Below are 22,567 nucleotides of genomic sequence, written 5' to 3' on the forward strand. Positions count from 1 at the left end.
TCGTTCCCATTCGTCGCGACTTCTCATTTAGTCTCAGGCGATAGTGATGTCAACCGAGATCGTTGGCATCGACAATGCCTCGCTTTGCCGCGGTACCGTGTATCAAGGCAACGCCGAATTCGGCATAACGACATTCACCACGGCGGCGGTCACTTCCATCGCGGCGAAGATGGAGCAGTTGCTAATCCCGCCACGATCAACGTGGATATCGACATGGTGATGCACGCCGACGTCCATGCTGCTGTTGACGTCTGTATTTCGATGGACTTTTCACCGGGAACATCAGCGGCTTCGTGCGCCTGCGGTTCGAAGTGGCCATCGCGGCGGCTTTGGTCTGGCGGCGTTTCTCTGGCCCGGTCGCGTCTTCACGAATTCTTGTCGTGAGCCGTGTGTATTTGGTCTGGTATCTCTGGATCGCCGCCGGTGATACAACGCGCCAGGCGAGCGCCAAGCCCAAGGAAGCAGACCTCTATGCTCACGTTGCTCGACAATGTCGCGCTGGGATTGCTGGGACTATTACCGATCGCCAATCCACTGACGAGTGCCACCGTGCTGCTGGCGCTCACGGGTCGCTATCCGGAAGCCGAGCGAAACCGGCAGATCAACCGGGCTACGATCTATGTCGTGATCATGCTGCTGCTTTGCTTTTACGCGGGGCACGCGATCATCAGCGGCTTCGGCATCTCGATTCCCGGGCTGCGCGTTGCCGGCGGACTGATCGTGTCCTATATCGGCTTCGGCATGTTGTTTCCGCCCGCGCGCGTGGCGGAAGACGATGTGCAGGTGGAGATGGCCTCCAATGCGACCTCGGCCAAATTAAAAGACATCGCCTTCATCCCGCTCACCATGCCGTGCACCACCGGCCCCGGCACCATCGCTTTCATCATCAGTGCCTCGTCGGGCACTCCCGGCGGCCTGATGTCGCCCATGGTGCATGCATCGGCGATTATCACGGCCTTGCTGTTTGCGCTGGTGTTCTGGTTGTGCCTGCGTGGTGCCACCAAAATCATGCGATTCATGGGTGAGACGGGCATTGATGCCATGGCGCGCCTGATGGGCTTTCTATTGGTATGTATTGGCGTGCAATTCATCATCAACGGAATATCTGATCTGTTGCGGGGCTGGGGCATCATCGCGATCTCGTAGAGCGCCAGGCCGAGCGCACGACCTTAGTCCATGGTCCATCGGCGGCGAGCTTCAACCGCAGACGGCTCAGGCAAGGCCCGTAGGGGCGCAGGTGCGCTGGGCGCTCAAGCTACAGCTGTGCCAGTGGCGTGAACTCCGCCCAGCTGCCCGGTTGTCCGGGCAGGTGGGTGATTTGAGCGACCATGCGCAAGAACTGCGCGCGCGGGTATTCCAGGGCACCCAGCTGCAAAAGATGCGCGTTGGTGACCTGCGCATCGATCAGCGGAAAATCCCAGCACTGCAGCAACTTGGCGAGCGCCATCAAGGCCACGCGCGAGCCGCCGCTTTGGGCGCTGAACATGGACTCGCCGCAGAACATGCGGCCCACGGCGATGCCGTAGATGCCGCCGACCAGGCGTTCGCCTTCCCACACCTCGACGCTGTGCGCGTGGCCCAGGTCGTAGAGGTGCGCATAGGCGTCGATCATGGCGGGCACGATCCAGGTGCCGCTCTGGCCCGGCCTTGGCGCGGCGCAAGCCTCCACCACGTCGCGGAAGGCGTGATCGATGGTGATGTGCCAGGACACCTGCGCCAGGCGTCGACGAAGGCTCCGATTGGGCTTGAGCGCGAGGGTGTGGAATACGCAGCGTGGATCGGGCGACCACCACAACAGCGGCTCGTCCTCATTGAACCAGGGGAAGATGCCCTGGGCATAGGCGGCCAGCAGGCGTCGCGGCGACAAATCGCCACCAAAGGCCAGCAGGCCGTTCGGTTCGTTCAGGGCCTTGCGCGGATCGGGAAAGTGCTCCGGCCTGGCTGAATCGAGCAGGGGCAAGCGGATCATCGTGGCCCATCGGGTGAATGCGGGTGGTCGTCGTGTAGCGCCTGACAGATGCTAACCGGATGACGGTGCGATTAGCATGAGCGATTCCCGTCAACCAAAGAAATGCCGATGCAGCGACTTCCCTGGATGTTGTGCCTGTGCTCCGTCTCGCTGGCCGCAGCGGCCGCGCCTGTCGCGACTGAGGTCGACAAGCGCATCGACGCCGATGTCCACGCGGTGCTGCGGCATACGGATACACCAGGCGCGGCCATTGCAGTGTTCAAGGACGGACGCCTGGTCTATCGCCAGGCGTATGGACTGCGTAACCGCGAAAGTCATCTCCCCGCCAGCGTGGACACCTGGTTCGAAATCGGTTCGATCACCAAGCAGTTCACCGCGGCAGCGATCCTGCAGTTGCAGGAAGCCGGCAAGCTCGGTATCGACGCCAAGCTCGCCACCTACCTGCCGGACGCCCCTCACGCCAGCGAAGTCACCTTGCGCCAGCTGCTGTCGCATACCAGCGGCCTGCCGGAGTACCTGGACGGGCCGGATATCGAGCACGTGGCCACCAGGCCGGCCACGTTCGATCAGCTGGTGGCGCGCATCAAGGACAAGCCGCTCGATTTCGCGCCAGGCAGTCGCTGGTCGTACAGCAATACGGGCTATCTCATGTTGGGTCGCGTCATCGAAATGGTGTCGCATGAACCCTATCGGCAGTACGTGCGCACGCACCTGCTCGAGCCAGCCGGGATGACGGATACCTTCACGGTGGCGGACGAAGGCCGTCATCCGACCATGGCGGTGGGTTATCGGCACGCGCAGGGCAAGCTCGAGCGAGCGCCCACCATCCACGACACGTTTGGCGGGGCGGCGGGCAACCTCGTGTCGACGCTGGACGATCTGGAGCGATGGAACCGGGCCTTGATGGGCGGCAAGATCGTCAGCCCCGCAGACTACGCCTTGATGGCCACGTCGGTGATGACGACGGAGAAGGGCAGTGCCGAATACGGCCTTGGCCTGTTCGTCGACTCGGTAGAGGGACAGCCGCGTGTGGGACACACGGGTGGTTCGTTCGGCTTCACCACGGCGAACGAGTATTTCCCGAAACAGGGCGTGCGCGTCATCGCGTTCACCAATAACGGCGATAACCCCGAACCGGGTGAAATGCTCACGACGGCGATCTTCAACGAGCTGTATCCGGAGATCTACGCCGCCACGCGCAAGCCGGCGGCGGGCGAGGACGTGAAGATGACGACGGCCGCCAGGACGACGTTCATGCAACTGCAGAGCGGCAACGAAGACGACTCGCGCTTCGGCAGCAAGCTCGACGCCAAGATGAAAGCCGGCCTCTCGGCACGGCTGGCCAAGCAGTTCTCCGCCTTCGGCGTGCCAACGGCGTTTATCTTCAAAGGCCAGCGCGCGGATGGTTCAGTGAAGTGGTTTGACTACCTGATCCAGTTCGGGCCAGGCAGCATGCTGAAGTTCGGCCTGGGCTTCGACGAAGCCGGCAAGGTGGTCTCGCTTTCCTTCGGGTAAGACGATGGCGCGGTGTGGTGAGCTCAGCGCCTTGCGTAGGGGCTATGCAGATGCAGGTGCTGGGCATACTCGCAGACCGCCGCGTCCTCCTGGACTAGCGCTGCCCGTACGGCGGCGCGGAAATCCTCGTTCACCAGGTAATGGCGCGAATGCGTGCGCACCGGCAGGAAGCCGCGCGCGAGCTTGTGTTCGCCCTGCGCGCCAGGTTCGAAGCGCTGCAGCCCATGGCGTATGGCGTACTCGATGCCCTGGTAGTAGCAGAGCTCGAAGTGCAGTCCCGGCACGTCCACCTCACCACCCCAATAGCGTCCATACAAGGTGTCGCGGCTTTGCAGGAACAGCGCCATGGCGACGATGTCATTGCCGTCATGCGCCATGGCCACCTGCACTGAATCGCCCAGCGTCTCACCGAGCGTCAGGAAAAACGCGCGCGTCAGGGCGGCGTGGTTACCCTTGGCGTCGAAGGTGGACTCGTAGAGTTCGTGTATCCGGCGCCATTCATCCACGCTGAGCCCGCTGCCGCAGCGCATTTCGATGGCGAGGCCGCTGCTGGACACCTGCGTGCGTTCCTGGCGGATGTTTTTGCGCTTCTTGTGGTTGAGCGCGCCGAGGAAGTCCGCAAAGTCAGTGTGGCCGTGATTTTGCCAATGGAACTGTACGTCCGAGCGCGCAAGCCATTCGTTGCCGAACGCGGCGAGTTCGTCGTCGCGCAGAAAATTGGCATGTACGGACGAGATATTCATGCGCTGGGCAAACGTTGACATCGCCGATGCGAGTGCCTGCCGTCTCGCGCCGGCGTGCGGTCCGGTGCCAGCCAGCAGGCGTGGGCCCGGCACAGGCGAGTAGGGCGCCGCGTTGAGCAGCTTGGGGTAGTAGTCGCCACCGGCGCGCTCCCAGGCGCTGGCCCAGCTCCAGTCGAACACAAACTCGCCGTGCGAATTGCCCTTGAGATAGAGCGGCGCGGCGGCGATGAGCTGGCCGTCTTCGTAGAGGCCCAAATGATGTGCCTGCCAGCCCCAATTGGCGCGGATGCAGCCCGTACGCTCCAGGGCGGCGAGAAACGCGTGCGCAACGAACGGATTGTCGTCCGGCCGCAAGGCGTCCCACGCCTGCGCCGGGATATCTTCGATACGGGAATGGAAGCGCGCGTCGATCATGGGGTTAAGCGTGGCAGCCGTGCTCGTCGTCTGCCGCGTTCCATTCAATGTACCGCCGGCAGCAGCGCGGCGACGCGGTTGACGAAGGCCGTCGGTCGGCCGTAATCGTAATGATGCGGCAACATCTGGCGCTTGCCGTGGACTTCCAGTGCAAGCGTGGGAAAGCCTTGCCCGCCCAGTTCACCCAATAGACGGCGGCTGTCCTGGACGTGCTCCAGCGTTGGCGTGCCCTGGAGCTTGGCGAAGGACTGCTGGAAAGCCTCGCCATCCAGGCCCAGCGTCTCGGCCAGTTCGGCCAGCACCGACGGTTCCACCACGCGCAAGCCTTGCTGGTAGTGCGCGTTCTGGATCGCCACCAGCATCGGATACGCCTTGCTGGCATCGAGTGCCTGGGCGGCCAGCACCCCGGCAATCGGCGGCAACGAGAACAGCACCGTGCCCTGTTCGGCCAGCAGGCCTTCCTGGTACGCCTTGCCGAACGGCTGGCCGCTGAGCGAGCCGATGCGTTCGTCCGAATGCACGATGTGCTCGGCCAGTTCCGGCTCCAGCGTCCGTGGCTCGTCAAACAGGCCGCCGCCATGAAGCTTCAGCGCAACGCGGTCGCCGAGCGTGTCGACCACTGCGCTGACCAGCGGCTGTGCGGCATAGCACCAGCCGCACAGCGGGTCATGGATGTAGTGCAGTGTGGCAACCGTCATTCAGGAGGCCGGGCCCTGCTGATCGAGCCAGCGCTCAGCATCCAGTGCAGCCATGCAGCCGAACCCGGCCGAGGTGACGGCCTGGCGATACACATGGTCGGCTACATCGCCGGCGGCGAATACGCCTGCCACCGAGGTCATCGTCGCCATGCCGTTCAGGCCGGTGCGGATCTTGATGTAGCCGTCGTGCATGTCGAGCTGGCCATCAAAGATGCCGGTGTTCGGCGTATGGCCGATGGCGACGAAGAAGCCGGTGGCGGCGATATCACGCGTCTCGCCATTATTGAGGTCCTTGACGCGCACGCCGGTGACGCCGGAGTTGTCCCCCAGTACCTCGTCGACCGTGCTGTTCCAGACCAGATCGATCTTGCCGTGGGCGGCTTTCTCAAACAGCTTGTCCTGCATGATCTTTTCGGCGCGCAGCTTGTCGCGGCGGTGCACCAGGGTGACCTTGCTGGCGATGTTGGACAGGTACAGCGCTTCCTCGACGGCGGTATTGCCGCCACCGATCACCACCACTTCCTGCTCGCGGAAGAAGAAGCCGTCGCAGGTCGCGCAGGCGGATACGCCACGACCCTTGAAATGCTCTTCACTGGCGATGCCCAGGTACTTGGCGGTAGCGCCGGTGGCGATGATCAGCGCGTCACAGGTGTACTCGCCGGAGTCGCCCTTGAGGCGGAACGGACGCTGCTTGAGATCCACCGTGTGGATATGGTCGAACACCATCTCGGTATGGAAGCGCTCGGCATGCTCAGCCATGCGCTGCATCAGCGCCGGACCCTGCAGTCCCTCGACATCACCCGGCCAGTTGTCCACGTCGGTGGTCGTCATCAGCTGGCCACCCTGTTGCAGGCCGGTGATCATCGTCGGCTTGAGGTTGGCGCGGGCAGCGTAGACGGCGGCGGTGTAGCCGGCGGGACCGCTGCCCAGGATCAGCAGGCGGCTGTGCTTGGTGACTGTGTTCATGCTTTCCTTCTATCCGCGTGGTGAGGCGGTAATGATCGGTGGTTTGGGTGGCGAAACCCAGCATGTCGCAACGTGAACATGCCCGGGTGATTGGCTGGCGGGGGAGACGTTTTCCGTGCGGGCTGCTCGGCCAGGCTTACGCCTTGCCATTCCTATCCCTTTGACTTTCCTCGACATCCGCCCGGTGGCTCGGCGGCGCAAGGTGACGAAATGGTGAAAATGGCCTCCGGGCCATGGCTATCATCCTTTGGCTTGGCTGGCGACCTGTTTTGTCATTCGCTCCAGCCGCCGCAGCGGTTTCTTCTGACCGCATCGCCAAGACCGCGCGATGCGTCCGAACCCGCAAGGATGGGGAAGACGGCGAGTCTATTCAAGGCTGCGCAGCCCCGGCTTGGGTCGCGCTGTTTCCCGGCTCGGCGCGAAGCTCGTGCCGGGTTCGTGCGGCAGACCTCGTCGGTAACTCGTTCTCCCGCTATTCTTCCCACGTGCAGCGTCTAGCCGCCGGCAACGAATGGCGTCAGTTCGAACCGCTGCCTTGGGGGATCGACCTGGGCGGTGATGGGCTGGTTCATCCGGCGGTCAAGGGCATGGCGTAAGTTTTGTCAGCCCGTCCGGGGACATGGAAAGACCGGCCATGCCTGACATGGCTGGACACTCGTAGAAACAGGCATCAGGAAAAGGAATACGGTGGCGCGTAGCGCGAACGTCAAGAAGGAAAAGGAGCGCGAGGGTCTCAGCGAGGAGCTGAAGCGCCGTCTGCGCGAGGCTGGGGCACTGTTGTTGCTGCCGTTAGCCTTGTACCTGTTGGTCTGCCTGTTCAGTTACAACGACCAGGACCCCAGCTGGGGACATGTCGGCACGGCCGAGCACGCCAGGAATTTTGGCGGCTCGGTGGGTGCGAACATCGCCAACGTCTTGCGCTACATCTTCGGGCTGGTGGCCTACTGCTTCCCGTTGCTGCTGCTGGTGCTCGGCGTGCAGGTGCTGCGTAATCGCGGCGCAAACAACGTGCAGCCGTGGGAGCCTTCGCTGCGGCTGATCGGTTCCGTGTTCTTCTTCATCACGGCGCCCGCCCTGCTGTATCTCAATTTCCATGATGAGCCCGTGCTGCCTCAGGGCGTGGGCGGCATCATCGGCATGTGGGTGGGCCGTGGCCTGATGCATGCGCTGGGCGAAAAGGGCGCACCGCTGCTGTTGCTGGCCTTGTTCCTCGTCGCCGTGACCCTTGCGACCGGCCTGTCCTGGTTCCGGGTGATGGACGTGACCGGGCAGGGCGTACTCAGGCTCGCCGGCTGGTTTGGCGGCAAGTTGCGTGAAGCGCCGGACATGTTGGCCGCTCGCCAGGCACGCGCCGAGCGCGAGGTGGTCAAGAAGGTCGAGGCCGTCAAACAGGCCAAGCGCGAACCCGTACGCATCGAAGTGGCGCCGGCGCCGGTGACAAAGAGCGAACGCGCCAAACTGGAAACGCAGATTCCGCTGTTCACCGGTGCCGCGGCGCCGGGCGAATTGCCGCCGCTTTCGTTGCTGGACGAAGCGCCGGAGCAGGGACCGGGTTATTCCGAAGAAACCCTGGAAGTGCTGTCGCGCCAGGTCGAGCTGAAGCTCAAGGACTTCCGCATCGAGGCCAAGGTGGTCGGCGTCTACCCAGGCCCGGTGATTACCCGTTTCGAGCTGGAGCCCGCCGCTGGCGTGCGTGGCTCGCAGGTGTCGAGCCTGGACAAGGACATCGCCCGCGGCCTCTCGGTGGTCAGCGTGCGCGTGGTCGACGTGATTCCGGGCAAGAACGTGATCGGCCTGGAAATTCCCAATACCCGCAAACAGATCGTCTATCTCTCCGAGATCCTGCGCTCGGACAAGTACGACGCCATGAAGTCGCCGGTGGCGCTGGCGCTGGGCAAGGACATCGCCGGTCGCCCGGTGGTGGCCGACCTGGCCAAGATGCCGCACTTGCTGGTGGCCGGCACCACCGGTTCGGGCAAGTCCGTGGCGGTCAACGCGATGGTGCTGAGCCTGCTGTACAAGGCCAGCGCCAAAGACGTGCGCATGATCATGATCGACCCGAAGATGCTGGAGCTTTCGGTCTACGAAGGCATCCCACATCTGCTCGCGCCGGTCGTCACCGACATGAAGGAAGCCGCCAACGCGCTGCGCTGGTGCGTGGCCGAGATGGAGCGCCGCTACAAGCTGATGGCCGCGGTAGGCGTGCGCAACCTCGCCGGCTTCAACAAGAAGGTGAAGGACGCCGAGAACGCCGGTCAGCCGCTGCTCGATCCGTTGTTCCGCCCGAACCCCGAGATGCCGAACCTGGCGGCCGAGCCGCTGGAGCCGCTGCCGTACATCGTGATCATCATCGACGAGTTCGCCGACATGATGATGATCGTCGGCAAGAAGGTCGAAGAGCTGATCGCCCGCCTGGCGCAGAAGGCGCGTGCCGCTGGCGTGCATCTGGTGCTCGCCACGCAGCGCCCGTCGGTGGACGTGATCACCGGCCTGATCAAGGCCAATATTCCCACCCGCATCGCGTTCCAGGTGTCGAGCAAGATCGACTCGCGCACGATTCTCGATCAGTCCGGCGCGGAAGCCTTGCTCGGCCATGGCGACATGCTTTACCTGCCGCCAGGCACGGCCACGCCGGAGCGCGTGCATGGTGCCTTCGTGGACGATCACGAAGTGCACAACGTGGTGAAATGGCTCAGGTCGCAAGGCTCGCCACAATACATCGAAGGTGTGCTGGAAGAAGTGCAGGCCACCAGCGACGGCAAGTTCATCAACGACTCCGGCCTGCCACAGGATGGCGATGAAGGTGGCGACGTCGAGGCGCAGCTGTACGACCGCGCCGTGCGCATCGTCACCGAGTCGCGCCGCGCTTCGATTTCTGGCGTCCAGCGCCATCTGCGCATCGGCTACAACCGTGCGGCCCGCCTGATCGAACAGATGGAGCAGGACGGTGTGGTGAGCGCACCCCAGCACAACGGCAATCGCGAAGTGTTGGCACCGCCGCCGCCGAAGAACTGACGGGCGTTCCGCGTTCTTGCCCGTCATCCCAGCGAACGCTGGGATGACGGTGAGGAAAGGGGGGCTCCATAGGCCCAGTCGCCATTAAGCTATAGCCCCGCAGACTTCGCGCATCGCTCCACCCACAGGGTCCCCATGAAACGCTCGTTTGTTCTCGTCGCCTCCGCGCTCCTGTTTTCGATGGCCGGTCTCGCCCAGGCCGCCGCCGGCCCGGCACGCGCGAAGCTCGATGCCTTCGCCACCGGCCTGCATTCGCTCACCGGCAAGTTCACCCAGTCGCTGACCGACGCGAACGGCAGTGCCTCAAAGTCGAGTTCCGGCACCTTGGCGCTTGAGGCGCCGCGCCAGTTCCGCTGGGAGACGCTGACGCCGTACAAACAGACCATCGTTGCCGACGGCAGCCGCGTATGGCTGTACGACCCGGACCTGGAGCAGGTCACCGTGCGCGTGCAGAGTTCCGAGGAATCGCATAGCCCGCTCACCGTGCTGACCGACCTCAAGCAGATGGACAAGGACTTCAAGGTCGCCGAGCAGGGTGAGCACGATGGCCTGAGCTGGCTGCGCCTCACCTCGACCGCGAAGGATCCGCAGTTCGACTATGCCGACCTCGGTTTCGATGCGAACGGCCTGGCCCGCATGGTGTTCCGCGACCAGCTCGGCGCCACCACGGACATTCGTTTCTCCGGCTGGCAGCGCAACGTGCGGATTGCACCGGCGACCTTCAATTTCGTTCCACCGCCGGGCGCCGACGTCATCGGCGACGCGCCGGTGCTCAGCACGCAGCCGATCAGAAACTGATCGCGGCAATGCTGCGTCAACTGCCGCGCTGGGCCTGGATCGGCGGCGGTTTGCTGGCGCTGATAGCCGGCTGCATCAATGCCGTCGGCTATCTCTGTTTTCGGCATCAGCCGATCACCCATCTCACCGGTACCAGCACCGAACTGGGTCTGGCGCTGGCACGCTTCGATACGACCGAGATTGCGCACTGGGCCCTGGCCATCACCTCGTTCCTGGCCGGTGCGGTGCTGAGCGGTTTTATCGTGCAGCAGAGCACGTTGCAGTTGGGGCGACGCTACGGCGTCGTGCTGATGATCGAGTCAGTGCTGCTGTTCGCCGCGATTCCCCTGATTCACGCTCAGCGCGATTTGGGCCTGTATCTGGCATCAGCCGCCTGTGGCTTGCAGAACGCCATGGTCAGCACCTATAGCGGCGCGACGTTTCGCACCACCCATCTTTCCGGCATCTTCACCGACCTCGGCATCTACCTGGGTCAGCGCTTGCGTGGTTTGCCGGTGGACATGCTGCGCGTGCAGGTGTGCTTGCTGGTGGCCAGCCACTTCATCGTCGGCGCCACCCTGGGTGCGCTCGGTTTCCTGGCCTGGCAGGAGCGCGTGTTGCTAGTGCCGGCGGTGCTCACCGGCGTGGTGGGTCTGGGCTATGCGATTTATCGTCATCGCCTGATCGCGACGCGGTGAACGTGGTCCCGCTTCAAGACGCCGCCACGCATCGATTGCGACCGGCGTGCTTGGCCTGATACAGCGCCTCGTCCGCTCTCGATAGCCACTGCGAGAGGGTCTCGCCTGCGCGATAGGCCGCTACGCCAATGCTGGCCGTCACCTCAATCGCGCGGCCCTCGTAGATGGCGTGCTGCTCGGCTATCGCCTGGCGAATACGTTCCGCCACGGCCATGCCATGCTCCAGGCTGATGCCTGGCAGGCATATCACCAGTTCTTCGCCGCCGTAACGACCGACCAGGTCGACCTCGCGGCACTGTTGCAGGATCGCCGCGCAGGCGCCGCGAATCACCGCATCGCCTGCCAGATGCCCGTAACTGTCGTTGATCTGCTTGAAGTGATCCAGGTCGAGCAAGGCGATGCAGGCGCCGCCGTCCGGCGCAGCCGCGCGTACTGCCTCGGCCAGCGCGAAAAAACGTCGGCGATTGCAGGCGCCGGTGAGCTCATCGGTATTGGCCAGTTCGTCCAGGCGCAGGTTGGCCGCGCGCAGCTCGCGGGTATGCGTATCGATCTGCTGTTGCAGCAGGCGGGCTTTTCGCTGCAGGTATAGCGTGCGTAGATGGATCAGTCCGATGACCAGGGCAAGCAACAGCAGGCCCGCCCCGATCCTGGCGATCGTGGTTTCGTACCAGCGTGGTTCGGCCAGCACCTGCAACGTGGTCTCGATCCGGCGCGGCTGCATGCCTCGCGTCGTTGCACGCAGGCGCAAGATGTATTCACCATGAGGCAGGTTGGTGTACATGGCCGATGGCAGGCTGCCACGGGGAACGTCAATCCAGCCCTCGTCGAAGCCCTCCATGCGGTAGCTGTAACTCGTCTCCGTCGGCGCCTGGTAATCCAGCAGGGCGAAATCGACGCGCAGGCTGCGGTTATGCGTGCCGAGCCCTAGTGTTTCGCTCGTGCGCGGGAGTTTGCCGAAAGGCACGGGCACGCCATTGAGCTCGGCCTGGGTGACGATCAGTGGGGGATCGGGCGTATTCGGCGGCCGCCAGTCCGGTCGGATCACCGTGAGTCCTCCAAGCCCGCCAAACAGCAGCTCGCCAGTGGGCGCGCGTGCGGCGGCCGCGTAGATGTAACTGGCGATGCGCAGGCCATCGCGAATGCCAAGATTGCGCACGATATGGGTGGAGCCGTCGATCATGGCCACGCCGTTGGGCAGGCTTACCCACGGGTTGCCGTTGCCGTCGGACAACACGGCATTGACGTTGTCGCTGGCCAGTCCATCCGCGCTGCCGATCGTGCGGAAGTGAAACGCACCGTTACTGTCCTGTTGTTCCAGCAGGCTCAGGCCGCCAGCCGTGCCAATCCATTGCTGCCCTTCGGGATCGGTCGCCATCGAGGTGACCAGGTCGTTAGGCAGGCTGGACGGATCGCCCGGGCGATTCAGTACGTGCGTGAAGTCGTGGGTTTGCAGCGTATTGGGGGCAATCGAAATGCCGTAAGCCGTGAGGTACCAGACGGTGTGATCGACAGCGGCGATGTGCCGCACGGTGTCGCTGGAGAGGCTGCCGGCATCATCCGCAGCGTGTCGGAAGTGCACCAAGGCGTGCGTGTGCGTGTTGTAACGATAGACGCCGTCGTAGGTGGCGATCAGCAGTTGTTCGCCATCGCTGAGCAGGCTCAGCACGGGTTTTTCGTCGAGGTCGGCGAGCAGGGAGTCCTGCAGCACGAGCGTGTCCGGATCAACCCGCGCCAGCCCCTGGGTGCCTACCCAGATGGTGCCGTCCGGCGCTTCGGCGAAAGCCTGCACGTCGCGTCGAGCCTGGTTGCCGCCCAGTTGCAGATGGCGGATCTGGCCTTTGCCGAGATCGATGACGTCGATGCGTCCGGAGTTCATGCCCAGCCAGATGCGCTCGCGCTTGTCGACGTAGACGCCGCGCACATTGGTGCTGGCAATCGCGCGGTCTTCGCGCGTCGATGGCAGCAGGGCAAAGGCGGTGCGCGCATTTGGATCGTGCCGTGCGAGGCCGAGGTCGGTCGCCACCCAGACATTGCCGGAACGGTCCTGCATCAGCGCGCGCACCGCATCGCCGGGCAACGACGACGGCACGGCGGTGTCGTGCGCAATGGTGCGAACACCGGAGGCCCCGGGCGAGTAGGCGAACACGCCGGTACCGTCCGTGCCGATCCAGATGGTGTCCGTCGAGATCTCCAGGAAATCGCGCACGGTGGCGCGTCGGGCGTGATCCTTCTGGTAGCCACTGAAGCCGGCTACGGCTTGCCAGTGACCGTCGGTATCCCGGTAAACAGCGCCTGCCTTGCTGCTGCCGACCCAGAGCCGGCCCTCGCGATCCTCGTGGATGGACCAGATGCCGTCGCCGAGCACGGTATCGATGCTGCCATCAGGGCGGGGCGGGCGTACGAAGGTGTGCGAGCCGGCGCGGCGGAAGAACAGGCCGCTGCTGGTGCCCAGCCACAGATTGCCGGCGCGATCCTCCAGCACGCTGAAGCTGCGCGGCGAGATGGCGGCGCCGGTGGCTACCGGCACAATCCGGTTGGTGTGCAGGTCCAGGTAATCCAGGCCGTGGTCGGTAGCGATCCAGACACCGTTGTTGGCGTCGTGCGCCAGCGCATAGATCTTCCGATCCGAGGTGCCGCCCCGGCCGATGGGATAGTTGCGCAGCGTGTTGGTGACGGGATCGAAGCGGCTCAGTCCGCCCGCATTGGTGCCTATCAGTACACCGCCATCTGGCAGGGCGAGCAGGCTGCGCACATACGCGTCGGGCAGGCCCGATCTGCCTCCGGCCGCCAAGGCGAACACCTGCATGCGATAGCCGTCGTAGCGGACCAGCCCGCCAATGGTGCCGACCCATAGCAGCCCGCGCTGGTCCTGCACGATCGCCGTGGTGATCGAATGCGGTAGCCCATCGTTGATGCCCAAGCGGTCGAACCATGGTGCGTCGAAGGGCGCCCAGGGATCGTCGGCGCGCGCTGTGCCGAAGGGCAGCAGCAGGACAAGGACGAACGTCAGCCAAGCGCGCAGGCGATGAAGGCGACGATTGTCTTCACGCGACGCAGACGCAGGCGAAGCTCGCCACAGCGTGACAACGCCGCCATGCGCCGGTGGGTCAGGGGAGAACCTAACTTGTCGCTGTGACATCTCGCCTCACTGCGGCCTGGATGCCACATGTGAGACCGCATGATAGCCGCAGCGGGTTCCCCGCTGACATGTCCTGTCGCTGGGAGACGACACTCCACCCAATTGGGGGGCTTGATGGAACAGAGTTCACACGTGGACTCTAAGCAAGATCAAAGCAGGCTTCGGCCATATTGAGCGCGAGGCCGGCTTGCATGGTCGCCCCATTCCTGAATCCATCGAGGTTGCCGTGTCCACCATTCGATATGCGCCGTGGTTGCGCCGTCTGCATTGGCTGATCGCTTCGTTTGTGGTCTGCGCACTTGTGCTGATCGAGATCAAGGGCTGGTTTCCGCGTGGCTCCGCATTGCGCGGAGGCGTCAAATGGGCCCATATGCAATTCGGTATGGCGGTGTTGTTGCTGATGGTGCCGCGCCTGCTCGTGCGTGCGCGCACGGCCGTGCCGCCGATTTCGCCGCGGCCACCACGCTGGCAGGGCATGCTCAGCAAGCTCGTCCATCTGGCCGTATACCTGCTCGCCTTTGCCGTGCCTGTGCTGGGCATCAGCATGATGTTTGCCGCAGGTAAACCCTGGAACCTGCTTGGCGTGCCGCTGCCCGTGCTGGGCACCGCCGACTCCGATCTTGCACATCGCATCGGCGACATCCACGAAACAGTCGGCGACGTGCTTATGTGGCTGGCCATCGCCCACGCCGCCGCCGCGTTGTTTCACCACTACGTGCAGCGTGACGATACCTTGCACAGGATGTTGCCCGGCCGCCGCAACGAACCTAGCGAACGCGCCTAGATAGCCACCGGGTCGAATCGTTGTGATGGCGCTCACGCGATTCTTGGTGGGAGCGACTTCAGTCGCGACAAACGCTTGCCTCGGTTGCCATGGTCGCGACTGACTGAAGTCGCTCCCACCGAAAGGGCGGCTATTTCGAGGTCCTAGCCGGCGTCCATCGTTCAAGCAAGCCTTGTTGGCGGCACCGGTGTTCCAGGCCGATGCCGCCGTACGGGCGATCAGCCCGGTCCGTCCTTGGGAGGGGTGGTTGGCAGTTTCAGCGAGGCGCGCAACTCTGTTTGTGCCGCCTCGTAGTCTGCTCGCCAATCCGGGTCATGCAGCAGCTCGGCACCGATCACGGTGCCTGCCAGTCGACCGGCTTCGACATCGCTGGGGTAGTGCACACCCATGACCACGCGGTGCAGGCCATACAGATCGGCGCGGGCAAAAATCTCCGCACGCTTCTCCGGCACCATGTTCGACAGCAACACGGCTTCGCTATAGCCCAGGGTCGCGTGGCCGCTTGGATAGCCCCAGTCGTCCGCCTTTTCTTGTGCCAGTGGCTTTACCTGCGCCGATATGACGGGCGGCCGCGCACGGTGCCAGTAGTTCTTCACCGGCTTGACCCTGGCCTTGTCGTATTTGGCCAGCCGAACGAAGAACGCCGCCATATGAGGCAACTTCGCTGGGTCGAAGCCGCTGCCGAAGACGTCGGCGAAGCGGAACACCGAATGTTCGGTGTCCGCAAGAGCGGCGGCTTCGTCCGTTGGCGTGCGGTTCGCTTGCACGCCAAGCACCGTCTGCAGTTCATGCTGCTCCGCCAGCGAGCCAGACGCAGGCGGCGGTGGCAGTACCGCCACCAGGTCCAGGGTGGAGCCGCCGCTGCCTAAGGCAGCGGCGGGGAGGGCCAGCGACAGTGCCAGCCCGAGCATCGTCATGCGCATCATCGTCAGAACTTCGCCGAGAACGTGACCATGTAGCTGCGTTCCGGGATGGTGAAGTACAGCGGTGTACCGAGCTGCGCGGTGTAGCCGGCCAACGCATTGATGCTTTTGTTGTCGAACAGGTTGGAAACCTGCAGCCCAACGCGGATTTCCTTCAGGTCGGCCATGTCCGTAAACGCATAGTTGGCAGCGAAATTGGTGATGGCGTAACCGCCCAACGGCTGGGTCTGTCCGGTGTCGCCGTAGCGGTAGCCGACGAACTTGTCGATCAACGACAAGTACAGCGGGCCCTGGTTGTAGATCACGCCAAGCGCGGCGGTCTTGCTCGGCGCGTTGGGCAGCCACTGGTTGGTGGTGGAGTCGGTGGCGCGGTTGAGCGAACCGTTGGCATAGACGCTGAAGCCGGCGCCAAGCAGGTAGCTGCCTTCCATCTCGAAGCCCTTGTAGATGGCGCCGCCCTGATTGAAGAAGGTTGTAATGCCACCGACCTTGCGGCTTTCGATCTTGTTGTTGAAGTTGATGTAGTAGACATCGGCCGACAAGGTCAGGCGATCGTCGTTCCAGTTGGTACCGAGCTGGCGGTTGATCGTCTGCTGCGGCTGGAGGCCGCCACTTTCCTGCGGCGCCGTGGTGTAGAAGGTATTGAGGTTGGGTGCCAGGAAGCCCTTGGCCCATTGCACGTAAGCCGTCCAGTTCGAGGTGAACTGCCAGTGCAGCGCCGCTGAGGGCAGGACCTTGCTCCAGTCCTTGGAGTAGTTCAGCGGATCAAGCGTCTTCTGGTTCACCGTGGCATCAATGGTGCGCTTGAAGTCGACATACTTCACGTCGCCGACCAGGTAGCCCGCGTCGGTGATGTTCCACTGGTATTCCAGGTAGGGCTGGAAGGTTTTCAGCGTGTCGGTCATGTTGCGGTCGACCGCGGCCGAAGCCGGCACCGCATTGGGCGCGCCGTTCAGCGTGGCATCCACTTCATTCAGCCAGCGCAGGTTGTCCTGGTCGTCGTACCAGAAGCCGGTGTGAATCTCGCCCGGGCCCAGGTCCTTGGTCAGGCGGAAAATATCGCCCCAGGAGCGGTACCAGTTGCGCATGCGCTGGCCCGGCACGTTGTCCGGCCCGTAGACCGTGCCATTCGGCGTCTCGCCGTTGGGGTCTTCACCGTTGTAGCCGAAGTGGTTGTACGCGAGGGTATAAACCTTGTTGTCGATGGTCCAGCCGCTGAACTCGGAGTGCAGACCCAGATAACCCAGGTAGGTGTTGATATCGTCCTTGTTGTAGCGGTAGTAGTTCTGGCTCGTCGGATCATCGCTGAGTGCGTAGTTCCGGCCGTGCTGCTGAATCTGCGCCGCCGTGGCGCCGAACGGCACGTACTGGGTGAGGTTGTTGTACATGCCGCCGAACGTCAGCGTGGTGTTCTCGCCGAGGGGTTGCTCGACTTTCGCGAACACGGTCTGTCGGCGCTGGCCGGCGAAGGTGAGGTAACCGTCCGAGTCGCTGTTCTGCACATTGATCACGGCGGTGGTGCCGCCGGTCTGGTCGATGCGTCCCGTATTGAACGTCGCGCCTTGCACCTCGGTGCTCCAGCTGCCGAAACTGAGGTAGGGCTCGATGCTGAAATGATCCGACGGCGTCAGCGTGTTGACCCCGACCGTGCCGCCAAAGGTGGCGTTGCCCAGGGTGCTGGCCGTGCCCGGACCGCGATCGATCACGATGCTGCCGGTGGTCTCGTTGGTGATGTACGAGGTGGAGTGATGCGTAAAGTCGTTCGGATCACCCCAGGGAATACCGTCAAAGGTGACGTTGTATTCGCCGTCCTGAAAGCCGCGCATGGAGACAACAGGAGCCTCCATCAGGCCCGGGCCGTTCGGCGCCACGGTGGAGACGCTGGGCGAGATCGAGATGGCATCGGTGTAGTCGCCGGTCGGCGGCACATTCTTGCGCAGAAAGAGACTGCTGATGGTCGTCTGCGGCTGCGTGGCGATGGCCGAGCCCTGGGTCGGCGCGATATTGCCGATGGTGTCGGTGCCAGTGACCTGGACGGCATCAAGGCTCTTGGCCGTTGCCGACGAAGCGCTGTTGTCAGTCGTGGTGGTGTCGCCGGCCCAGACGGGAGATGCGAGAGCCGCGGCCAAGCAAAGAGCAATAGTCGTCCGAGAGCGCAAATGAAGCGCCGAAGTCTGCCGTGTCATGGGGTGCCCGTTGGAGTGTTATTGAGGTGTGAAGCAGAGCGCAACCGTAGAGGGGCTAGATGACAATTTGGCAACGGAATGATTATTGGAAGGTTAGTTGAATAATCGAAATATAATGCGCTAAGACAATACTAAGATTGGTGTAGCTAATTGCCATGAGCTAATTATAAAAAAGCCCTAAGTCTGGTAATAAATGATCATTAGTGGACTAATGATCGAGGCTGTTTTCGTGGGTCAGTTCATGTCGTCATCCACGCCCATCGGGAACAGCGCAGGCGTGGCTCGCGCTGACTTTGCGGCTCCTGGCGCGTCGATGTCCTATCATTCAAGGCATGTCACGCAGCGATATGTACGACGCCCCGGGCCTGTTCGCCGAGTCCGATGATCTGAAGCCCCTGGCCGAACGCATGCGCCCGCGCACGCTCGACGAAATCGTTGGCCAGCAACGTGTTCTTGCCCCCGGCAAGGCGCTGCGGCGCGCGCTGGAAGCCGGCCACGTGCACTCGATGGTGTTGTGGGGGCCGCCTGGTTGCGGCAAGACCACGATCGCGCTGCTGGTGGCGCGCTATGCGGATGCAGACTTCCGCGCGATCTCCGCGGTGCTGTCGGGTCTGCCCGATGTACGCAAGGCGCTCGCCGAAGCGGAGGCCAACTTCGCCCAGGGGCGCCGCACCGTGCTGTTCGTGGACGAGGTGCACCGCTTCAACAAGGCGCAGCAGGATGCGTTCCTGCCACATATCGAGCGCGGCGTCATCATCTTCATCGGCGCCACCACCGAGAACCCGTCGTTCGAGCTGAACTCCGCACTGCTTTCGCGCTGCCGCGTGCATGTGCTGGAATCGGTGACGATCGAGGACATCGTCACCGCACTCAAGCGCGCCTTGAGCGACCGCGAGCGCGGCCTCGGCGAGATGGCGCTGGAAGTGTCCGACGAATCGCTGCGCCTGATCGCCCACGCGGCCGATGGCGATGTGCGCCGTGGCCTGACGCTGTTAGAGATCGCTGCCGAGCTGGCCGAGAACCACCATATCGACGACACCACGCTGACCCAGGTGCTGGCCGATCGCACGCGTCGTTTCGACAAGGGCGGCGAGCAGTTCTACGACCAGATCTCGGCGCTGCATAAATCCATACGCTCATCGGATCCCGACGCGGCCGTGTACTGGCTATGCCGCATGCTGGATGGCGGCGTGGATCCGCTTTATCTCGCCCGCCGCATGACCCGCATGGCCGTGGAAGACGTCGGCCTGGCCGAGCCCCGTGCCTGGCGCATGGCGCTGGATGCCTGGGACACCTACGAACGCCTGGGCAGCCCGGAAGGCGAGCTGGGCCTGGCCCAGCTCGCCATCTGGCTGGCCATCGCACCCAAGAGCAATGCCGCCTACAAGGCCTATAACCAGGCCCGCGCCCTGATCCGCGAAACCGGCACGCTCGACGTGCCCATGCATTTGCGCAATGCGCCGACTAAGCTGATGAAGGGCCTCGGCTATGGCACGGGTTACCAGTACGACCATGATGCCGAAGGTGGTGTGGCACTGGATCAGCAATGCTTGCCTGACAAGCTCGATGGCACTGTGTTCTATGAGCCTGTGGAGCGAGGCTTGGAATTGAAGCTGCGCGAGAAGCTGTTGAGTTTGCGCGAGGCGAGGCGTCAGGCCCGCACAAAATGACGCTCAGCAACGGTTCGAGCTCTTTTTTTGCTCGTCATTCCAGCGAAAGCTGGAATCCAGCGCCTCTGCTTTGCTTGGGCCCGGAAGGCACTGGATCCCAGCATTCGCTGGGATGACGATTCGGTGGGTCCATCCTTTGCCTTAGACGGGCCATGGTTCTGTAATTGATGGACGAACCCCAACGATTCACCCGAGGTATGCGATGTCCATCGTCTGGTATTTCGACTTCATCTCCCCGTTCGCCTGGCTGCAATGGCCCAAGGTAAAGACACTCGCCGCCACACATCCAGTAACCCTGCGCCCCATCCTGTTCGCCGGCGTACTCGATCGCCGCGGCCAGAAAGGCCCGGCGGAAATTCCGTTCAAGCGCGAATTCACCTATCGCCACGCCCTGTGGCGTGCCCGGCAAGCCGGTCAACCGCTGCGCTTTCCGCCCGCCCATCCGTTCAACCCGCTGACCTCACTGCGCCTATGCATTGCCGCCGGCAGCACCGTGGAAGCAACCGACGCGATTTTCGACTGGATCTGGGGGCAAGGCCACGCGGGCGATAGCGTGGAAGCCCTGGCACCGGTGGCGGCGCGCCTGGGCATCGCCGATCCAGCGGCGGCTATCGCCGACCCTGCGGTCAAGGCGCAACTCAAGGCGAATTTCGATGCCGCCATGGAAGACGGCGTATTTGGCGTTCCCACACTCTCGCTGGACGGCCGTCTGTTCTGGGGCGACGACGCCCACGATTTCGCACTGGCCTGCTTGCACGATCCCTCGTTGTGGGACGAGCCCGAGATGCAACGCGTGGCGACCTTGCCGATTGGCGTAGCGCGCTCCACCTGAGCGCACAGCGCCCTCCAAAGCCGGGCAGGTCCGAGCCGCCTTGCTGCGACACAGCTTGCGGCTGTTCGCACTAGGGGCATAGATTCGGCGCACCGAAGGTTTCGTGGGGAGCGGACCATGCGTGTACTCGTAGCAGCACTGATGGGCGGCATCGTGATGTTTCTGTGGGGTGCCATCGCACATATGGCGCTGGGCCTGGGTGAGCCTGGCCTGCATCAGCCGGTGAACGAAGACGTAGTGCTCAGTACCCTGCATCAGGGCCTGGGTAGCGAGCCGGGCGTGTACATCCTGCCCTCGGTCGATCCCTCCAAGATGGGCGACAAGGCCGCCATGGCGGCGTATTCCGCCAAGTCCCAGGCGTCGCCTTATGCATGGGTGGTCTATATGCCGCAGGGCGAAGACCTCTCCAATATGAGCCGGCAACTGCCGCGGCAGTGGGCCTCGGACACCTTGGCCGCGCTCGCGCTGGCTTTTGTGATGGCCCTGGCACCGTTCGGCTTTATCAAACGCCTGTACATCGCGTTGGCCGCAGCCGTCTTCGCCTGGCTCAGCGAACTGGTGCCGTATTGGACCTGGTATCGCTTTCCCTTTCCGTTGGCCAGTGCGGCCCTGGTGGAGCAGGTGATCGGTTGGCTGCTGGCTGGTGCGGTAATGGCTTGGTGGCTGGGGCGTCGGCGGAAGACGTTCTGAAGAGGGGCCTGGCTGTTGCCAGGAAGCCATGAGCTCGTTCTGAAATAGTCTGTCATTCCAGCGAAAGCTGGAATCCAGCGCCTTTGCTCTAGTCAGGGGCTGAAGGCACTGGATCCCAGCTTTCGCTGGGATGACGGTGTCGGGGGGCCAACCGGGGCTCTCGTCACTAAGGGCATCGTTGCCCCCCAAAACCCCCAACATTGCGGCCATCCCAACCTCACAGCGATAATCCCAGGTTCCGAGTCATTACCTGGATCGATCATGCTGGACCCCGCACTGCTGCGTTCGCGCCTGGCCGAAACCGCCGAGCGCCTCAAGGAAACCCGTGGTTTCACGCTCGACGTGGCCGCCATCGAGGCCTTGGAGAGTCAGCGCAAGCAGCTGTCCACCGAGACCCAGGAACTGCAGAACCTGCGTAACACGCGGTCCAAGGCTATCGGCCAGGCCAAGGGCAAGGGCGAGGACGTCGCCCCGCTGATGGCCGAAGTCGCCGGCATCGGCGACAAGCTCAAGGCCAACGAACAGGCGCTGGCCGAGGTACAGGCCAAGCTTGCCGAGATTTCGCTGGGCCTGCCCAATATCCCGCATGCGTCCGTGCCGCTGGGCCAGGACGAGAACCACAACCAGGAAATCCTGCGCTGGGGCACGCCGCGCCAGTTCGATTTCCCGGTCAAGGATCACGTCGACCTCGGCGAACGTCACGGCTGGCTGGACGGCGAGGCCGGCGCCAAGCTTTCCGGCTCGCGCTTCACCGTAATGCGTGGCCAACTGGCCCACCTGCATCGCGCGCTCGCCCAGTTCATGCTCGACCTGCAGACCGGCGAGCACGGCTACCTGGAATGCAACGTGCCGGTGATCGTCAACGCGGACAGCATGTTGGGTACCGGGCAGTTGCCGAAGTTCGAGGAAGACCTGTTCGCCACCCAGGTGGGCGACAGCAAGCGTTACCTGATTCCCACCGCCGAAGTGCCGCTGACCAACCTGGTGCGCGACACCATCCAGGAAGCCGATGCACTGCCGCTGCGCATGACCGCGCACACGCTGTGCTTCCGCGCCGAAGCGGGCAGCTACGGTCGCGACGTGCGCGGCATGATCCGCCAGCACCAGTTCGAGAAGATCGAGATGGTGCAGGTCACGCGCGCTGGCGATTCCTACGCCCAGCTCGAAGAAATGGTTAGCCACGCCGAAAAGGTGCTGCAGCTGCTCGGCCTGCCGTATCGCAAGGTGCTGTTGTGCACCGGCGACATGGGCTTCGGCTCGGCCAAGACCTACGACCTGGAAGTGTGGCTGCCCAGCCAGAACACCTACCGCGAAATCTCCAGCTGCTCCAACTTCGAAGACTTCCAGGCGCGCCGCCTGCAGGCCCGCGTGCGCAACCCGGAAACCGGCAAGCCTGAACTGGTGCACACGCTCAACGGATCCGGCCTCGCCGTCGGCCGCACCCTGGTCGCCGTGATGGAAAACTATCAGAACACCGACGGTTCGATCACCGTGCCCGAGGCGCTGCGCCCGTACATGCGCGGCATGGACAAGGTCGCCTGAGATCGC

The 22,567-nt window shown here is 63.5% G+C and carries 19 protein-coding genes; 12 read left to right on the plus strand and 7 right to left on the minus strand.

Going from position 1 to position 22,567, the window contains the following annotated elements:
- The first annotated feature begins 46 nt into the window (after positions 1 to 46).
- Both ACT01B_RS08860 and ACT01B_RS08865 read left to right on the plus strand, forming a co-directional pair.
- Positions 47 to 220, plus strand: coding sequence for a hypothetical protein (locus ACT01B_RS08860; protein WP_445146983.1), 174 nt, complete (start codon positions 47 to 49; stop codon positions 218 to 220).
- 251 nt (positions 221 to 471) lie between these two features.
- A complete protein-coding gene (locus ACT01B_RS08865) occupies positions 472 to 1,146 on the plus strand; it encodes a MarC family NAAT transporter (protein ID WP_445146984.1) in 675 nt (224 codons plus the stop codon).
- 109 nt (positions 1,147 to 1,255) lie between these two features.
- Here the strand turns inward: ACT01B_RS08865 and aat are convergent, their stop codons facing one another.
- Positions 1,256 to 1,969: a leucyl/phenylalanyl-tRNA--protein transferase gene (gene aat / locus ACT01B_RS08870; RefSeq protein ID WP_445146985.1), complete on the minus strand. Its 714-nt coding sequence runs from the start codon at positions 1,967 to 1,969 to the stop codon at positions 1,256 to 1,258.
- 108 nt (positions 1,970 to 2,077) lie between these two features.
- On the opposite strand from aat, the gene ACT01B_RS08875 reads away from it, so the two are divergent.
- Positions 2,078 to 3,484 carry a serine hydrolase domain-containing protein gene (locus ACT01B_RS08875; RefSeq protein WP_445146986.1) on the plus strand — a complete coding sequence of 469 codons (1,407 nt, stop codon included), beginning with the start codon at positions 2,078 to 2,080 and terminating at the stop codon, positions 3,482 to 3,484.
- Between the two features lie 23 nt (positions 3,485 to 3,507).
- Here the strand turns inward: ACT01B_RS08875 and ACT01B_RS08880 are convergent, their stop codons facing one another.
- From ACT01B_RS08880 to trxB, 3 genes are read right to left on the minus strand one after another with little or no spacing between them, the layout of a single operon-like run.
- Positions 3,508 to 4,641, minus strand: a complete 1,134-nt coding sequence (locus tag ACT01B_RS08880) for a GNAT family N-acetyltransferase (protein ID WP_445146987.1) — start codon at positions 4,639 to 4,641, stop codon at positions 3,508 to 3,510.
- Positions 4,642 to 4,685: 44 nt separating this feature from the next.
- Positions 4,686 to 5,339, minus strand: coding sequence for a DsbA family protein (locus tag ACT01B_RS08885; RefSeq protein ID WP_445146988.1), 654 nt, complete (start codon positions 5,337 to 5,339; stop codon positions 4,686 to 4,688).
- Positions 5,340 to 6,305, minus strand: a complete 966-nt coding sequence (trxB, locus tag ACT01B_RS08890; protein WP_445146989.1) for a thioredoxin-disulfide reductase — start codon at positions 6,303 to 6,305, stop codon at positions 5,340 to 5,342.
- A gap of 233 nt (positions 6,306 to 6,538) precedes the next feature.
- On the opposite strand from trxB, the gene ACT01B_RS08895 reads away from it, so the two are divergent.
- The 4 genes from ACT01B_RS08895 to ACT01B_RS08910 all read left to right on the plus strand — a co-directional run bounded on the left by ACT01B_RS08895 (position 6,539) and on the right by ACT01B_RS08910 (position 10,795).
- On the plus strand, positions 6,539 to 6,901 hold the full coding sequence (locus ACT01B_RS08895) for a hypothetical protein (RefSeq protein ID WP_445146990.1): 363 nt from the start codon (positions 6,539 to 6,541) through the stop codon (positions 6,899 to 6,901).
- A 91-nt stretch (positions 6,902 to 6,992) separates the two neighbouring features.
- Positions 6,993 to 9,320: a DNA translocase FtsK gene (locus tag ACT01B_RS08900; RefSeq protein WP_445146991.1), complete on the plus strand. Its 2,328-nt coding sequence runs from the start codon at positions 6,993 to 6,995 to the stop codon at positions 9,318 to 9,320.
- A 135-nt stretch (positions 9,321 to 9,455) separates the two neighbouring features.
- Entirely contained in the window at positions 9,456 to 10,118 is a 663-nt protein-coding gene (gene lolA / locus ACT01B_RS08905) for an outer membrane lipoprotein chaperone LolA (protein WP_445146992.1), read from the plus strand.
- An 8-nt stretch (positions 10,119 to 10,126) separates the two neighbouring features.
- The gene (locus ACT01B_RS08910) at positions 10,127 to 10,795 is read left to right on the plus strand and encodes a YoaK family protein (RefSeq protein WP_445146993.1); all 669 of its coding nucleotides are present in this window, start codon (positions 10,127 to 10,129) and stop codon (positions 10,793 to 10,795) included.
- Between the two features lie 13 nt (positions 10,796 to 10,808).
- Here the strand turns inward: ACT01B_RS08910 and ACT01B_RS08915 are convergent, their stop codons facing one another.
- Complete coding sequence (locus ACT01B_RS08915) at positions 10,809 to 13,934, minus strand: ligand-binding sensor domain-containing diguanylate cyclase (protein WP_445146994.1); 3,126 nt, start codon at positions 13,932 to 13,934, stop codon at positions 10,809 to 10,811.
- Between the two features lie 226 nt (positions 13,935 to 14,160).
- On the opposite strand from ACT01B_RS08915, the gene ACT01B_RS08920 reads away from it, so the two are divergent.
- Positions 14,161 to 14,718 (plus strand): cytochrome b, encoded by a 558-nt coding sequence (locus ACT01B_RS08920; RefSeq protein WP_445146995.1) that lies wholly within the window; start codon positions 14,161 to 14,163, stop codon positions 14,716 to 14,718.
- Between the two features lie 218 nt (positions 14,719 to 14,936).
- On the opposite strand, the gene ACT01B_RS08925 is transcribed toward ACT01B_RS08920, so the two are convergent.
- The gene (locus tag ACT01B_RS08925) at positions 14,937 to 15,635 is read right to left on the minus strand and encodes an acid phosphatase (RefSeq protein ID WP_445146996.1); all 699 of its coding nucleotides are present in this window, start codon (positions 15,633 to 15,635) and stop codon (positions 14,937 to 14,939) included.
- An 11-nt stretch (positions 15,636 to 15,646) separates the two neighbouring features.
- The gene (locus tag ACT01B_RS08930) at positions 15,647 to 17,770 is read right to left on the minus strand and encodes a TonB-dependent receptor (protein WP_445146997.1); all 2,124 of its coding nucleotides are present in this window, start codon (positions 17,768 to 17,770) and stop codon (positions 15,647 to 15,649) included.
- A 389-nt stretch (positions 17,771 to 18,159) separates the two neighbouring features.
- Here ACT01B_RS08930 and ACT01B_RS08935 point away from each other — a divergent pair, with 389 nt between their 5' ends.
- The 4 genes from ACT01B_RS08935 (at position 18,160) to serS (ending at position 22,561) form a co-directional block, all read left to right on the plus strand.
- Positions 18,160 to 19,497, plus strand: coding sequence for a replication-associated recombination protein A (locus ACT01B_RS08935; protein ID WP_445146998.1), 1,338 nt, complete (start codon positions 18,160 to 18,162; stop codon positions 19,495 to 19,497).
- 202 nt (positions 19,498 to 19,699) lie between these two features.
- A complete protein-coding gene (locus tag ACT01B_RS08940; protein ID WP_445146999.1) occupies positions 19,700 to 20,329 on the plus strand; it encodes a 2-hydroxychromene-2-carboxylate isomerase in 630 nt (209 codons plus the stop codon).
- Positions 20,330 to 20,446: 117 nt separating this feature from the next.
- The gene (locus ACT01B_RS08945) at positions 20,447 to 21,019 is read left to right on the plus strand and encodes a hypothetical protein (protein WP_445147000.1); all 573 of its coding nucleotides are present in this window, start codon (positions 20,447 to 20,449) and stop codon (positions 21,017 to 21,019) included.
- 261 nt (positions 21,020 to 21,280) lie between these two features.
- Positions 21,281 to 22,561 (plus strand): serine--tRNA ligase, encoded by a 1,281-nt coding sequence (gene serS / locus ACT01B_RS08950; protein ID WP_445147001.1) that lies wholly within the window; start codon positions 21,281 to 21,283, stop codon positions 22,559 to 22,561.
- Positions 22,562 to 22,567: the final 6 nt, after the last annotated feature.

The sequence above is a fragment of the Dyella sp. Tek66A03 genome, assembly GCF_052567735.1.